We start from the raw sequence: 15,084 nt of genomic DNA, 5'->3' as shown, positions 1-15,084 counted from the left end.
AATCAGTTCTTCCAGTTCAGCATCAGGCCGACAGTACGGTCGTAGCGGCGGATATCGCGTGGATAAACGTTCGCATCGGTCCAGTAGTCCTTGTATTTGAAGTTCAGCAGGTTGGTACCTGTCAGCGTCACGGACAGGTTCTGGTTGAACTTGTAGCTGAGCGAGCCATCCATGCTGCTGGTCGCACCGGCAACCAGGTTGCGGCTAGGCGCAGCACCCTGGATGGCCGAACCGTCGCCATAAATCTGCGTGAACTTCGAACGCCAGTTATACGCCAGGCGGCCGGAGATCCCGTACTTCTCATACAACAGCACGATGTTATACGAGTTCTTCGACATGCCGGGGAAAGGCAGGTCGCCCGGGCCGATGGACGACGACGTCACGCCGCCTTCCATATAAGTGTAGTTCAACTGGGTGCCGAAACCACTGAGCCAGCCAGGCAGCTTGTCGTAGAACTGCTGGTAGGACAGCTCGACGCCCTGCAGGTGCCCCTTGTCGGTGTTGAACGGACGGCTCGTCTGGTAGGTCACGCCCTGGTACACCTCGGGCTGCGCACGGCTGACGATGTAGCCGTCGAAGTTGTGGCGGAACACGGTGCCGCTGACCATTGCCGCCGGGGCGAAGTACCACTCCAGCGCCGCATCGAGGTTTTGGCCCGTGACAGGCTTCAGGTCAGGGTTGCCGCCCGATGCCGAGGCCTGGACGGTATTGCCGTTCGAGTTCACGTAAGCGGTGCCCGGGTTCAACTGCGCGAAGTCCGGCCGGCTCAATGTCTTGGCGTATGCCAGGCGCGCGAACAGGTCCTTGCGCAGCGTGGCCTTGAAGCTGGCACTAGGCAGGGTATCTGTGCCGGAACTCTCCTTCGGAGTCGCTACCGGAACACCGTTCACCATGCTGTAGCCCAGCAGGTCGGAATCGGTCTTGGAAACGCGCACGCCAACCACGCCGTCGACCGGAATGCCGGCCCACTCCCAACCAAGGCGCGCTTTGCCGTAGAAGGCGTAGTTTTTCTCGTTGACGGAGAAGAAGGAGCCTTGGTCCAGTGCCTTGGCGGCGGCAGAGCCGGTGACCGCCTTGCGCACGTCGCCGGTATTATTCAGCAGGAAGCTGGCGCATGGCGTATACCAGTAAGGCGTGCCATAGTCTTCCGACAGCTCGCGGTTGGTGCAAGCCATGCCTGGCAGGGTCGCTGCGGAAACGCGGGTCGCGGCATTGAACGCATCCGGCGCACCCATGCTGCCTTCGATCGACTTGATCGATTCCGCGCTGCGCTTGTTGAAGCGCACGCCGGCGCTGAATTCCTGGAAAATGCCGTTGCCGTCCGGCGTGTAGGTGGCATCAGCGCGCCAGTCGGTGGATGCGCCTTTGTCGTTGCCGTAGCGGTCGAACAGCTGGAACAGGTAGACGTTCTTCGGATCGGTCATGTCGATGCCTCCGTAACGCATGAAGGCCCCGCCGTTAAGATTGGTCTTCAGGAAGACATCGGGTACGGTAACGATCGTGTCGAGAATCGGGTTGCGCCAGTCATACTTCGACTTGGTGCGCGCCAGTTCGGTGCTCAGGCGCAGGCCCGGTGCAGCGTGCCACTTGGCGCCGATAGCGGTCTGCCAGGTGGTGTTCTGCGATGCGCGGGCCTGGGTCGACAGGATGGTGTTGGCGTTGTGCGAGTTCAGCTCGTCCAGCTGGTCGGTGCCGGGAATCTTGGTGCCGCTGATACCGGCACCATCCGCCCACCAAGGCAGGCCGACGAAGAAGTCGGTTTCGTCCTGGTTCTTGTAGCGCGAGTAGAGGCCTTCGGCGTAAATTTCGGTGTCCTTGTTCGGGCGCCATTGCAGGGCGAAGTTCTCCGCCGTGCGTTTGCGTTCTCCATAGACACCTTGCAGGCCGACCAGGTCCGGGGCGGTCAGGTTCGGCAGCAGCCAGCTCTTCTCGACCGGGAAGGTATTGAAGCTGCGCTCTTCGTGGAAGTTGTTGCGCACATAAGATACGCCGAACAGGGCGCCGATTTCGCCGTATTCGGTCTTCCAGCGGTTCGAAATCAGGCCATTGGCTTCAGGGTCCGTCTTGTGCGCCTTGTCCTGGTTTTTCACGCCGCCGTTGGCGCTCAAGGTGAAGCCTTTGAAGTCGAAGGGACGGTTGGTGCGCACGTCGATCACGCCGGCAATGCCACCTTCGACCAGCTCCGGGCTTTGGGATTTGTACACATCGACGCGCTGCAGCATGGTCGACGGGATGTCGGCCAGCTGGATGTAACGGCCGGTAGTGGTGAACATTTCGCGGCCATTGAGCATGGTGGCGATGCCGGGCAGGCCGCGGATCAGGATCGAATTGGCCTCGCCTGCGTCGCGGCGGACCTGGATGCCGGGGATGCGGGCCAGGGTTTGCGCCACGTTCGTGTCCGGGAATTTGCCGATGTCGTCAGCGACGATGGAATCGACCACATTGTCTGCCTTCTGCTTGATATCGAGGGAGCTTTGAGCTGCGGCGCGCACGCCGCTCACCCGCACGACCGCGACATCGTCTTCGGCAGCCTGCTGCGCGATGGAGGGGATGGTGCTGAAAAGGCCGATGCCGGCCAGTGCCGCGACGGATACCTTGAGTGCAATAGGGCGGCGAGGCGCAGCCAGCCCAGGCATGAATGCTTGGCGTTTCATTAAGTCTCCTGACTATAGTTTTTGTAAGTTACTAGGTCCTGAAACTCATCTTAGGTAAATCATTGAGAACAAACTAATCAATTTTTTTCAAAGTTTGATACCGAATTCGATATCAGGCCCCGGTGGATCTGGGTTATGGAAAGAGGTAACGGAATGCAGGATTATGACTGGCAGTTACCACCCTGCCCCGTCCCGTCATGAACCCGCCACTCCTGGCGCCCCTGGCTGCCTCCACCCTTGGAACCTCCGGGGCCTTTGACCAGCAGGGCCGCTTGTGGGTGGCACATGCCGGCGACGACGGCATCGCGCTGCATTCGAGCGCCGATGAGGGCCACAGCTGGACGCCGCCACGCCAGGTCCTGCCCAAGCCGGAAGCGGTCGAAGCGAACGGCGAAACGCGCCCCAAGATCGCCTTCGGGCCGCAAGACCAGCTCTATCTGGGCTACATCCAGGCGTTGGGCAAACACCACAGTGTTAGAAGATGAGTTAAGCGCGAAAAACTTGACCGAGTTCATGGTTCGGCAACAGCCCAATCGCTACGATGGGCACATGTTTTCGCACCGCGCCACCCGCCGCCTCGTCACCCTGCTGTTGCTGCTGTATGTGGCACTGCAAGGCTACGCAGCCGCAGCGCAGGTTGCGATGCCGATGATGGATCACGCAGCATGCGCGGAACATCAGCAAGGCCACGACCAACATGGGATGGCGGACTGCTTCACCCAGTGCACGCTGTGCGGGGCACTGGCCGTGGCACCCGGCTACAGCAAGCCCTCCGCCCCCACACCGCATGACCTCACAGGTCCTCGGATCGCCATCATCGCGGCGCAGTACGATGGCGAATCCCATCTGCCGCACCAGGCACGAGGACCGCCTTCCGCAGTGTGACACCTGCTCTTATTCCAAATGCGCCGCCGCCCCCGGTGGCGCACGACACGTCACACCGGAGAATAAAAATGAAACCGCAGTTACGCAAGCACCTGCTTGCAATGTCTGTTGCCACCGCCCTGCCCTGCTACGCGCAAACCACCCTCCCCAGCGTCATTATCACCGGCACCAATCCCGACGTCATGCAGGTAGACGTCAGCAAGAAAGGCTTCCCCAGCGATACCGCAAACCTGCTGCAATCCGTGGCCGGCGTCAGCATGGTCAGCGGCGGCGGCGTATCCGGCCTGCCATCGATCCGCGGCCTGGCGGACGACCGCCTGCGCATCCAGGTCGACGGCATGGACCTGGTCTCGGCCTGCGCCAACCACATGAATCCCGCGCTGTCGTACATCGCGCCATCCCAAGTCGAATCGATCCAGGTCCTGCCCGGCATTACGCCCGTCAGCGCCGGCGGCGACAGCATCGGCGGCACCATCCGCGTGCGCTCCGCCGACCCGAAATTCGCGCAAGCCGGTGCGCAACTGCTCGAAGGCCAGGCCACCTTCGTCTATCGCAGCAACGGCAATGTGCGCGACGCCAGCCTGGCCGCGACCATGGCCAGCGATACCTTCTCGGCCAGCTACCGCGGCGCCGCGATCAAGGCACACAATTATGAAGACGGGGGCAGCCAGGAAATCGGCTCTTCCGCCTATGAATCCCGCAACCACTCGCTGACGCTGGCCATGCGCTCCGAAGCGCGCCTGCTGGAGCTCAAGCTCGGCCTGCAGCGCATGCCCTACCAGGGCTTCCCCAACCAGCGCATGGACCTGACCCGCAACGACAGCGAGCAAGCCAACCTGCGCTATCTTGAACGCTTCGGCTGGGGTACGCTGGAGGGCCGCGCATACCACGAACACACGCGCCACGCCATGAACTTCGGCCCGGACAAGCAGTTCTGGTACGGTGCGAAGAAAAACATTCCGGGCATGCCGATGGATACCGAAGGCAGGAACACCGGCCTTTCTGTCAAGGCCACCATCCCCCTGTCGCAGCCCGACACCCTGCGCGTCGGCGCCGACTACCGCCGCTATCGGCTGGACGACTGGTGGGATCCGTCCGGCGGCGGCATGGCGCCGGACACCTTCTGGAATATCCGCGACGGCCGGCGCGACCGCCTGGGCGCGTTTGCGGAATGGGACCGCCGCTGGAGCCCGGCCTGGTTCACCCAGTTCGGCGTCCGCGCTGAAGTAGTCACCAGCGATACCAGTACCGTGCAAGGCTATAACGCCGGCTACAGCAAGGATGCATCCGCCTTCAATGCCCTGGACCGCAAGCGCGACGACCATAACCTGGACCTGACCACCCAGGCGCGCTACGTTCCATCGCAGGACATGACCGTCAAGTTCGGCTACGCCCGCAAGACCCGCTCGCCCAACCTGTACGAGCGCTACACCTGGTCGACCGGTGGCATGGCAATGGCGATGGTGAATATCGCCGGCGACGGCAACGGCTATGTCGGCGACCCTTCGCTGCGGCCGGAGGTGGCGCACATGGCCACCGGCAGCATCGAATGGCATGACCAGGCGCAGGAGAAGTGGTCGTTCGCCATCTCGCCTTTCTACACCAAGGTCAACGACTACATCGATGCGCGCTGCCTCGCCACCTGCAAGCCCGGAGTCTTCGTCAACCTGCGCTTTGCCAACGTGGATGCGCGCCTGTACGGCACCGAAGTATCGGCGCATGCAGCGCTTGCGTCGGGCGGGTACGGCACGCTGTCGGGCGATATGCTGGTCAACTACGTACGCGGCGAGAACCGCAGCACCGGCGACAAGCTGTACAACATGATGCCGCTGAACACCCGCCTGGCATTGAACCATCGTCTAGGCGACTGGAGCAACGCGTTGGAACTGCAGGCCGTCGCCGCGAAGGACCGCGTCTCGAAGCTGCACAATGAGTTGACTACCGGCGGCTACGCATTGGCGGCCCTGCGCACCAGCTATGCCTGGAACAAGGTGCAGCTCGACTTCGGCGTGGAAAACCTGTTCGACCGGCGTTACGAACTGCCCTTGGGCGGCGCGTATGTCGGCCAGGGCATGACCATGGCGCTGAACGGCGTTCCCTATGGGACCGGGGTGCGGGGAGTGGGGCGTTCGCTGTATGCCGGGCTGACTTTCAAGCTATAGGAAATCGGTATATGAAACCGATATAGGAGCCGCGAAATAAGCCATTGGTAAGCTATTGCTGCCGACCGTAGGATTGTGCTGCCGGATACCGTCCAACACACAAAACTACGAGACAAGCACCGATGACGACACCGCGATCCCCCGCCCTGCTGGCCTTGGCCAGCGCGCTGGCGGCAGCCTTCCCCCTGGCCGCCAGCGCAGCTCCCGCTACCAAGCATGCCGAATGGGAGCAACCGGAAGTGGTTCAAGTGAACCGCGAGCCGATGAAAACCACCTTCTTCAACTTCGAACGGCGCGACCTCGCGCTGAAAGGCGACAAGGCGGCTTCGCAGTATTTCCTCTCGCTGGACGGCACCTGGTCGTTCGCTTACTCGCGCACGCCGGAATCGCGGCCGGCCAGCTTCTACAAGCCGGGCTTCGACGTTAGCCGGTGGAAAACCATCCAGGTTCCGGGCATGATGCAGGCGCAGGGCTACGGCCAGCCGTTTTTCAACAACAGCGACTATCCATTCCCGCCCAACCAGCCCTACATCCAGCACAGCATGAATGAGGTGGGCTCGTACCGCCGCAATTTCGACCTGCCGGCGAACTGGGATGGACGCGACGTTTTCCTGCATATCGGCGCGGCCGGTGCGGCATACTACATCTGGGTCAATGGCCAGCGGGTCGGCTATTCGGAAGACTCCAAGCTGCCGTCCGAATTCAAGCTGACGCGCTTCCTTCGTCCGGGCAGCAACGTCATCGCCATCGAGTTGTACCGCTTCGCCGATGGCTCCTACCTCGAAGACCAGGACTTCTGGCGCGTCTCCGGCATCGAGCGCAGCGTCTACCTGTATGCCGAGCAGAAGGCGCACTTGCGCGACTACGTCGTGCGCGCAACCCTCGATAAAGCCGGCTACCGCGACGGCGAGTTCACACTGCAGCCTGAATTTACAGGCGCGGCACAAGGCAAGCTGACCGCCATCCTGCTGGATGGCGACACGGCCGTACTGTCGCTGGAAAGCGCCGTCAGCGACGGCAAGGCCGCGCCGCTGCGCGGTACTGTGCCGGGCGTGCGCCAATGGTCTGCCGAGGCACCCAACCTGTACCGCCTGCTGCTCGAGTTCCATGATGCCAAAGGCGCGCTGGTCTCCTCCACCTCCCGCCTGGTCGGCTTCCGCACCGTGGAAGTGAAAGACGGCGAGGTACGCGTCAACGGCAAGCGCATAATGATCAAGGGCGTCAACCGCCACGAGCACGATCCCCACACCTTCCATGTGATGTCGGAAGAATCGATGCGCAAGGATATGGAGCTGATGAAGCAGGCCAATATCAATGCCGTTCGCACCTCGCACTATCCGAACGATCCGCGCTGGTACGACCTGGCGGACGAATACGGCATGTATGTGATGGACGAGGCGAACATCGAATCCCACGAGTACATGGGCATGGGTGATCGCGTGCGGAACATTCCTGGCGAACGCGAAAAGATCCAGCTGGGCTACCAGCCGCATTGGGCGGTCGCCCACCTGGACCGCGTCAGCCGCATGGTGCAGCGCGACCGCAACCATCCAAGCGTGATCATGTGGTCGCTGGGAAATGAGGCCGGCACCGGGCCGAACTTCGAGCGCGCGGCCAAATGGGTACGCGAGCAGGACCCCGAACGGCTGATCAGCTACCTTGGCCACGGCACCATCGGCGAGGAGCACTTGCCAAACGATTACGTCGACATCTATGCGCCGATGTATGACCCGATAGAAAAGATGATCGATTACGCCCGGGATGCGCGCTATAAGCAGCCAATGATCCAGTGCGAGTACGCGCATGCCATGGGCAACAGCGTCGGCAATCTGGAGGACTACTGGCAGGCGATCCGCTCGCATCGCAAGCTGCAGGGCGGCTTTATCTGGGACTGGGTCGACCAGGCCATGCTGCTGAAGGATAAGCAGGGGCGCAGCTATTGGGCACAGGGCGAGGATTATGGCCCGAATCCGCGCAAGGATATGTCGGAGGTTGGCGATGGCTTGATCCAGGCCGACCGCACGCCCGACCCGGAGTATTACGAAGTACGGAAGGTTTACTCGCCGGTGGTGTTTGAGGGCGATCCGGCCGCCGGCCGGCTGCGGGTCGTCAACCGCTATGACTTCGCCGACCTGTCCGGATTTGATTTTGACTGGTCGCTCACGCGCGACGGTACGCAGCTTGCGGGTGGCCCGCTGGCCGGCGTCAATGCGGCCGCACAGTCGTCGGCGGACGTGGCCTTGGCCCTGCCGGAAATGGCGCGCGATGCGCGCTACGAATACGTGCTGACGCTGCGCGCCAAAGCCCGCGCGGGCGCCATTCGCGGCGTGCCGGCCGGCATGGTGCTTGGCTTCAGCCAGTTCGTGCTGCAGTCGCCATCCGCTGCTGCCGTGGCTGCCCCCGGCGGCTGGGTCACACCGGTGCGCGCAGGGGGAGGAGTTGAATTGCGTGCAGCCGGCGCCGTGCTCGCGGTCGACACAGCAAGCGGCAAGCTCGCCTACTCGGCCGGCGGCAAACAGCTGCTCAGCGGCGGCATGCCCAACTTCTGGCGCGCGCTGACCGAAAACGACCTCGGAACGGGCCTCAACAAAACCCACACCATCTGGAAGCAATTCAGCGAACAGCGCAATCTCCGCGCCTTCGACGTCCTGCAAGACGGAGTGCACGTCGAGTACATCTTTGGCGCCGGCTCCGCGCGCTGGGACGCGACCTACCGCATGGACGGCAAAGGCGCGGTGCAAGTCACCGCCACCTTCGCTCCGTTGCGCGGCGACCTGCCCGACCCGCTTCGCATCGGCATGCGCTTCGACAGCAATCCGTCGCTCGACACCATCGAATGGTACGGCCGCGGCCCGCAGGAATCCTACAGCGACCGCATCACGGGCGCGCCGCTCGGCCGCTACAGCGGCAAGCTGGCCGACCAGTACCACAACTACGTCCGTCCACAGGAAAGCGGCAACAAGACCGGCGTACGCTGGCTGACGCTGAAAGGCGCCGGCGCCGGCCTGCAACTGCGCGGCACGCAGGCACTGTCGGTCAACGCCCTGCCCTTCCCCTATGAAGACCTGTACCCGCGTCCACGCGGCAGCTGGCACAGCTCCGATATCCGCCCGCACGGCGAAGGTTCTCTGCTGGTCGACGCAGTGCAGTCAGGCGTAGGCGGCGACACCGGCTGGAGCCAGGTCGGCCGTCCGCATGGGCAATACCGCATCAAGCTGGAACCAACCACCTACCAGTTCACCATCGCACCGCAAGGAGCCGCGCAATGACCAACCATTCCCGCCGCCGCGTGCTGGCCGGTGCAGCGGCGGCCACCGCCGGCGCGGCCCTGCTGCCGATATCCGCCACCGTACACTCCGCAACCAGCGCGCGCTTCAGCATCGGCAAGGACGATTTCCTGCTCGACGGGAAAGCGCTGCAGATCCGCTGCGGCGAAATGCACTTCGCCCGCGTGCCGCGCGAGTACTGGCAGCACCGGCTGAAGGCCATCAAGGCCATGGGCCTGAACACGGTCTGCGCCTATCTGTTCTGGAACTACCACGAATGGCGCGAGGGCCGCTACGACTGGGCCGGCCAGCGCGACGCCGCCGAATTCTGCCGCCTGGCGCAGCAGGAAGGCCTGTGGGTCATCCTGCGCCCCGGCCCTTACGCCTGCGCCGAATGGGAGATGGGCGGCCTGCCATGGTGGCTGCTGAAGAAGAGCGGCAGCGACGCCTTCCTGCGCACCCGCGACGAAGCGTTCATGAAGCCGGCCCGGCGCTGGCTGGCGGAGGTCGGCCGCGTGCTGGCCTCCCAGCAAATCACGCGCGGCGGCCCGATCCTGATGGTCCAGGTGGAAAACGAATACGGCTTCTTCAGCGACGACCTGGAATACATGCGCGCCATGCGCCAGGCCCTGCTCGACGCGCATTTCGACGTGCCCCTGTTCCAATGCAATCCCACCAACGCGGTCTCGCGCACCCACATCCCGGAGCTGTTCTCGGTGGCGAACTTCGGCACCGACCCCGATGCCGGCTTCAAGGCCCTGAAAGCCGTGCAGCAAGGTCCCCTGATGTGCGGCGAATACTATTCCGGATGGTTCGACACCTGGGGCAACCCGCACCGCCGCGGTGCCGCCACCAAGGCCGTCGCCGACCTCCAGCAGATGCTGAAGGTCGGCGGTTCGTTCAGCCTGTACATGGCGCACGGCGGCACCACTTTCGGCCTATGGGGTGGCTGCGACCGACCGTTCCGGCCCGACACCAGCAGCTACGACTATGACGCGCCGATCGGCGAAGCCGGCTGGATCGGAGAGAAATTCCAGGCCTACCGAAAAGGCATCGAACCCTTCCTGCAGCCGGGCGAAACCCTGCCGCCGCCACCGGCACGCCAGCCAGTGATGGCGATTCCAGCCTTCACGCTCAAGGAATCGGCGCCAGTCTTCGCCAGCCTGCCGCAAGAAGCGATACGCGATGTATCGCCGCAACCGATCGAACACTACGACATCAGCCGCGGCCTGATTTCCTACCGCGTCACGCTGCCCGCCGGCCCGGCAGGCAAGCTGTCCGCCGCCAAAGTGCGCGACCTGGCTTGGGTTCACGTCGACGGCAAGCTGGTTGGCACTTTCGACACGCGCCACCGCCGCTTCAGCATCGAACTGCCGGCGCGCGACAAGCCGGCCACGATGGAAATCCTGCTGTACACGATCGCCCGCGTCAATTTCGGCCCCGAAGTGCACGATCGCAAGGGCTTGCACGGTCCCGTGCATTTCCAGCCGAAAGGCGGCAACCCGCTCGCGCTGGAAAACTGGGAAATCCGCGCCATCGATTTCGACGCCGACGGCGTACTGCCGCCGCTGGAATGGAAACGGCAACGCGCACGCGGCCCCGCGTTCTGGCGCGGCAGCTTCGACGCCAGGCAAACCGCCGACACCTTCCTCGACATGTCGGCCTGGGGCCAGGGCGTGGCCTGGATCAACGGCCGCTGCCTGGGCCGCTACTGGAGCATCGGCCCGACGCAAACCATGTACCTGCCCGGACCGTGGCTGAAACGCGGCCGCAATGAGGTGGTGGTGCTGGACCTGACCGGCCCGCGGCGCGCCGAACTGCGCGGCCTGGAAAGCCCGATCCTCGACCGCCTGCAGCCTGAACGCGACCTGCCGCGCCCACCAAACAAGGCGAAGCCGAAGCTGGAAGGCGTCCCCCCAGCCTATAGCGGCCAGTTCCAGCCCGGCAGCGCCACCCAGGACGTGCGCTTCGCCGCCCCGGTCAGCGGGCGCCAGTTCTGCCTGGAGTCGCTGGACGCCTTCGACGGCAAGCAATACGCAGCCGTAGCCGAGATCTCGCTGCTGGACGCCAAAGGGCAGCCGATCAACCAGTCGTCCTGGACCATCGCCTACGTGAGCAGCGAAGAAGGCCGGCGCGAAGACGGCCAGGCCCTGAACGCCATCAACGGCCAGGCCAGCGACTTCTGGCACACCGCCTTCGCCGGCAGCGGGAACGGCAAGATCGCCGCGCCAACGCACCCGCACCGACTGGTGATCGACCTTGAAAAGCCTGTCGAAGTGGCCGGCATCCGCTATACGCCACGCCAGGGGGACGACAAGGTAACGGGCCGCATCCGCCGTTTCAATGCCTACGTCGGCGCGCAATTGGTGGATCCCGGCGAGTGAGCGAGTGATATAGCGCTATGCCCAATCGATATACATCCCGATAAATTTCTCATATTTCTGAACTAGCTCGCCAAGATAGACTTGCCTTACCACTTCACTAACGAACAAAAATGAAGATCACAAAACTGACCACCTACCGCATTCCACCGCGCTGGATGCTGCTCAAGATTGAAACCGACGAAGGCGTCGTCGGTTGGGGCGAACCGGTCATCGAAGGCAAGGCACGCACCGTGGAAACCGCAGTCCACGAGTTTTCGCAATACCTGGTCGGCCAGGATCCGCGGCGCATCAACGACCTTTGGCAAGTCATGTACCGCGGCGGTTTTTACCGCGGCGGCGCCATCCTGATGAGCGCCATCGCCGGTATCGACCAGGCGCTGTGGGACATCAAGGGCAAGGCGCTTGGCGTGCCGGTGTACCAGCTGCTGGGCGGCCTGGTACGTGACCGCATGAAAACCTATAGCTGGGTAGGCGGCGACCGCCCGGCCGATGTCATCGCCGGCATCAAGACCTTGCGCGAAGCCGGCTTCGATACCTTCAAGATGAACGGCACCGAGGAATTCGGCATCATCGAAAGCTCCGCTGCGGTGGATGCCGCCGTGGCACGTATCGCGGAAATCCGCGAAGCCTTCGGCAACCAGATCGAATTCGGCATCGACTTCCACGGCCGCGTCGCCGCGCCGATGGCCAAGGTGCTGCTGCGCGAACTCGAACCGTACCGCCCACTGTTCGTCGAAGAACCGGTGCTGGCGGAGCAGGCCGAGTACTACCCGCGCCTGGCCGAATCCACCTCGATCCCGCTGGCAGCCGGTGAACGCATGTTCTCGCGCTTCGAATTCAAGAACGTGTTCCAGGCCGGCGGCATTTCTATCGTGCAGCCCGACCTGTCGCATGCCGGCGGCATCTCCGAATGCCTGAAGATCGCAGGCATGGCGGAAGCCTACGACATCGCCCTGGCCCCGCATTGCCCGCTTGGCCCGGTGGCGCTGGCGGCCTGCCTGCAAGTCGATTTCGTTTCGTACAACGCCGTGCTGCAGGAACAGAGCATGGGCATCCACTACAACAAGGGCGGCGAGCTGCTCGACTACGTGGTGAACAAGGAAGACTTCAAGATCGAGAACGGCTTTATCAAGCCGCTGCCGAAACCCGGCCTGGGCGTGGTGGTCGATGAACAGCGCGTGATCGAGGCCAGCCGCAATGCGCCCGACTGGAGCAACCCGCTGTGGCGCCACCCTGACGGAAGCGTCGCGGAATGGTAAGCAACGCCACCGCCAGCCTGCTCGGTCTTGACTGGGGCAGCACCAGCCTGCGCGCATTCCTGCTCGGCCCCGGCGGCAAGGTGCTGGCGGAACGCAGCAACGGCAACGGCGCGTCCACCTTGTCCGGCGTGCCGGCCTTCGCCGCCGCGCTGGACGGCATCGCCGGCGACTGGCGGGCCGCGCATGCGCGCATGCCGATCCTGGCCTGCGGCATGGTCGGCAGCCAGCACGGCTGGCGCGACGTTCCTTACACCGCCTGCCCGGCCAACGCCGCAGCGCTGGCCGCCGGCATGCTGCCCAGCCCCGGCGCGGAAATCTCCATCGTGCCCGGCATGCTGTATGACGACGGGGCCTTGCCACCCGACCTGATGCGCGGCGAAGAAACCCAGGTGGTGGGCGCGCTGCAGTTGCAACCCGCCCTGCGCGATGCTTCCTGCATCGTCCTTCCCGGTACCCATTCCAAATGGGCGCAGGTGAACGATGGCCGCCTGACGCGCTTCGCAACCCATATGACAGGCGAACTGTTCGCCGTGCTGCGCACCCATTCCGTGCTGGGCCGCCTGATGGGCGATAGTGGCGCATTCGCCGAACCTGCCTTCGTTGCAGGCGTCGACGCCGCGCGCGATCACGGCCACCTCGGCATGAGCCACCAGGTTTTCGCGGCGCGCAGCCTGGGCGTCACCGGCCGCGCCCCGGCCAGCGACCTGGCCGACTACTTGTCCGGCCTATTGGTCGGCCATGAGCTGCGCGCCGGCCTGGCCTGGCGCGATGCCGCCGGCCTGGCTAGCGCGCCGCTGGCGCTGGTCGGCAGCCAGGTGCTGTGCCAGCGCTATGCGCTCGCCCTGCAACGTTTCCACGCGGCGCCGCCGCTACTGCTCAATAACACGGCGCCCGCCGGCCTGTACCACCTGGCGCACGCCGCCGGCATGCTCAAGGATTGAAATGAACGCCACATCCACTTCCCCCTTCGAATCCGCCTTCAGGACCCTGCCGCTGGTGGCCATCCTGCGCGGTGTCCAGCCCCACGAGGTGGAGGCCATCGGCGCCGCTTTGTACGAAGCCGGCTTCCGCTTGATCGAAGTTCCGCTCAATTCCCCGCTGCCGTTCGATTCCATCTCGTGCCTGGCGCGCAGCCTGCCGGCCGACGCCGTGCTGGGCGCCGGCACGGTCCTGAGCACCGCAGCAGTGCAGCAGGTGCGCGACGCCGGCGGCGCGCTGGTTGTGATGCCGCATTCCGACAGCGCCGTCATCCGTGCCGCCAGGGCTGCCGGCATGGCCTGCGTGCCTGGTGCCGCCACCCCGACGGAAGCCTTTGCCGCCGCCCATGCCGGTGCCGATGCGCTCAAGCTGTTCCCGGCCGAACTGGTGACGCCAACCGTCATGCGTGCCATGCGCGCGGTGCTGCCGCCGGCCTTGCCGTTGCTGCCGGTCGGCGGCGTCACCCCTGGCAGCATGGCCACCTGGCGCGCCGCCGGTGCGACCGGCTTTGGCCTCGGCTCGGCGCTCTACCAGCCGGGCCTGGACGCCGCCGCCGTCGCCGAGCGCGCGCGCGCCTTCGTCACCGCCTGGAGGCAGGATGGAACAGCAAGTCCAGCCTGAAACGATGCTCCCCGGTGCCCAGATGGGCGCCCTGCTCTGGCATGACGGTTGCTGGTGGTGGAGCGACACCGCCGCACCGGCCTTGAAGGCCTGGCGCGGCAAGGGCCTGCCGGAGAGCAGCCGCTTGCCCGAACATCTTGCGGCATTCGCCGTCTGCCGTAGCGGCAAGCTGCTGCTCGGCCTCGACAAATGGCTATACCTGGCCGAACGCACTCCGCCGGGGGCGCTGAAACTTGCGCGCCGCCTGCCGCTCGCCATCGCCGCCGTCGATCCCGCCGAAGCGCGCACCCGCATCAGCGATGGCTGTGCCGACCGCCACGGCAATTTCGTCCTTGGCACCGCCAACCTGAGTCCCGGCTCGCCGCCCATCGGCAGCTTTTACCAATTCTCGCAACGTTTCGGCTTGCGCCGCCTGGCATTGCCGACAGTCGCCGCCGCCCACGGCATTGGCTTCAGCGCCGATGGCGGCACGCTGTACTTCGCCAGCAGCGACGGCCGCGAACTACTGGAAACTACTTACGACCCGGGCCGCGCTGAAGTGGGTAGAATCAAACGGTTCGCCGGCTTTGGAAACGCACGGATTGGCGGCCTCACGGCGGATGCCGGCGGCAATCTATGGATCGCGCTGCGCGAAGAAGGAAGGCGCGGCCGCCTGGCGCAGTTTGCGGCTGGCGGCTCGCTGGTGCGCGACCTGCCGTTGTCGGCGGTGCAACCGTCGCGGCCGGCCTTCGGCGGAGCGCATCTGGAACAACTGGCTGCAGGCGCCCTTGATGGCGGCTTGCACACGATGGAGATACCCGGCGTGCAGGGCTTGGCCCCAGCCCTGTTTGACGACGCCGCTGATTGACGCTGCAGGGGAGCGGCCCTATTATTGT

10 protein-coding genes are annotated in these 15,084 nt (G+C 64.4%); 9 read left to right on the top strand and 1 reads right to left on the bottom strand.

The annotated features are described in order from the left end of the window. Window positions 1–2: 2 nt before the first annotated feature. On the bottom strand, window positions 3–2,654 hold the full coding sequence (locus tag BM269_RS25800) for a TonB-dependent receptor (RefSeq protein WP_090444289.1): 2,652 nt from the start codon (window positions 2,652–2,654) through the stop codon (window positions 3–5). A 197-nt stretch (window positions 2,655–2,851) separates the two neighbouring features. On the opposite strand from BM269_RS25800, the gene BM269_RS25795 reads away from it, so the two are divergent. The 9 genes from BM269_RS25795 (at window position 2,852) to BM269_RS25755 (ending at window position 15,056) form a co-directional block, all read left to right on the top strand. Further along, on the top strand, window positions 2,852–3,139 hold the full coding sequence (locus BM269_RS25795) for a hypothetical protein (RefSeq protein ID WP_090444286.1): 288 nt from the start codon (window positions 2,852–2,854) through the stop codon (window positions 3,137–3,139). A gap of 64 nt (window positions 3,140–3,203) precedes the next feature. Beyond that, window positions 3,204–3,539, top strand: a complete 336-nt coding sequence (locus tag BM269_RS25790; RefSeq protein ID WP_090444283.1) for a hypothetical protein — start codon at window positions 3,204–3,206, stop codon at window positions 3,537–3,539. Window positions 3,540–3,607: 68 nt separating this feature from the next. Then, window positions 3,608–5,701 (top strand): TonB-dependent receptor plug domain-containing protein, encoded by a 2,094-nt coding sequence (locus BM269_RS25785; RefSeq protein ID WP_090444280.1) that lies wholly within the window; start codon window positions 3,608–3,610, stop codon window positions 5,699–5,701. Between the two features lie 122 nt (window positions 5,702–5,823). After that, window positions 5,824–8,970 carry a glycoside hydrolase family 2 TIM barrel-domain containing protein gene (locus BM269_RS25780; protein ID WP_090444277.1) on the top strand — a complete coding sequence of 1,049 codons (3,147 nt, stop codon included), beginning with the start codon at window positions 5,824–5,826 and terminating at the stop codon, window positions 8,968–8,970. Beyond that, entirely contained in the window at window positions 8,967–11,351 is a 2,385-nt protein-coding gene (locus BM269_RS25775; RefSeq protein ID WP_090444273.1) for a beta-galactosidase, read from the top strand. Before BM269_RS25780 ends, BM269_RS25775 begins: the two co-directional genes overlap by 4 nt. Window positions 11,352–11,461: 110 nt before the next feature. Then, on the top strand, window positions 11,462–12,610 hold the full coding sequence (gene dgoD / locus BM269_RS25770; protein ID WP_090444269.1) for a galactonate dehydratase: 1,149 nt from the start codon (window positions 11,462–11,464) through the stop codon (window positions 12,608–12,610). Then, the gene (locus BM269_RS25765; RefSeq protein ID WP_090444265.1) at window positions 12,604–13,551 is read left to right on the top strand and encodes a 2-dehydro-3-deoxygalactonokinase; all 948 of its coding nucleotides are present in this window, start codon (window positions 12,604–12,606) and stop codon (window positions 13,549–13,551) included. The genes dgoD and BM269_RS25765 overlap by 7 nt, the downstream gene beginning before the upstream one ends. Window position 13,552: 1 nt before the next feature. Then, the gene (locus BM269_RS25760; RefSeq protein ID WP_090444262.1) at window positions 13,553–14,209 is read left to right on the top strand and encodes a 2-dehydro-3-deoxy-6-phosphogalactonate aldolase; all 657 of its coding nucleotides are present in this window, start codon (window positions 13,553–13,555) and stop codon (window positions 14,207–14,209) included. Continuing rightward, entirely contained in the window at window positions 14,187–15,056 is an 870-nt protein-coding gene (locus BM269_RS25755; RefSeq protein WP_090444259.1) for an SMP-30/gluconolactonase/LRE family protein, read from the top strand. The genes BM269_RS25760 and BM269_RS25755 overlap by 23 nt, the downstream gene beginning before the upstream one ends. Window positions 15,057–15,084: the final 28 nt, after the last annotated feature.

The organism is Duganella sp. CF458, from assembly GCF_900113115.1.
Classification (GTDB): Bacteria; Pseudomonadota; Gammaproteobacteria; order Burkholderiales; family Burkholderiaceae_D; genus Rugamonas.
The sequence above is the reverse complement of the archived record's forward strand: the minus strand, read 5'-3'. Positions and strand labels throughout refer to the sequence as shown.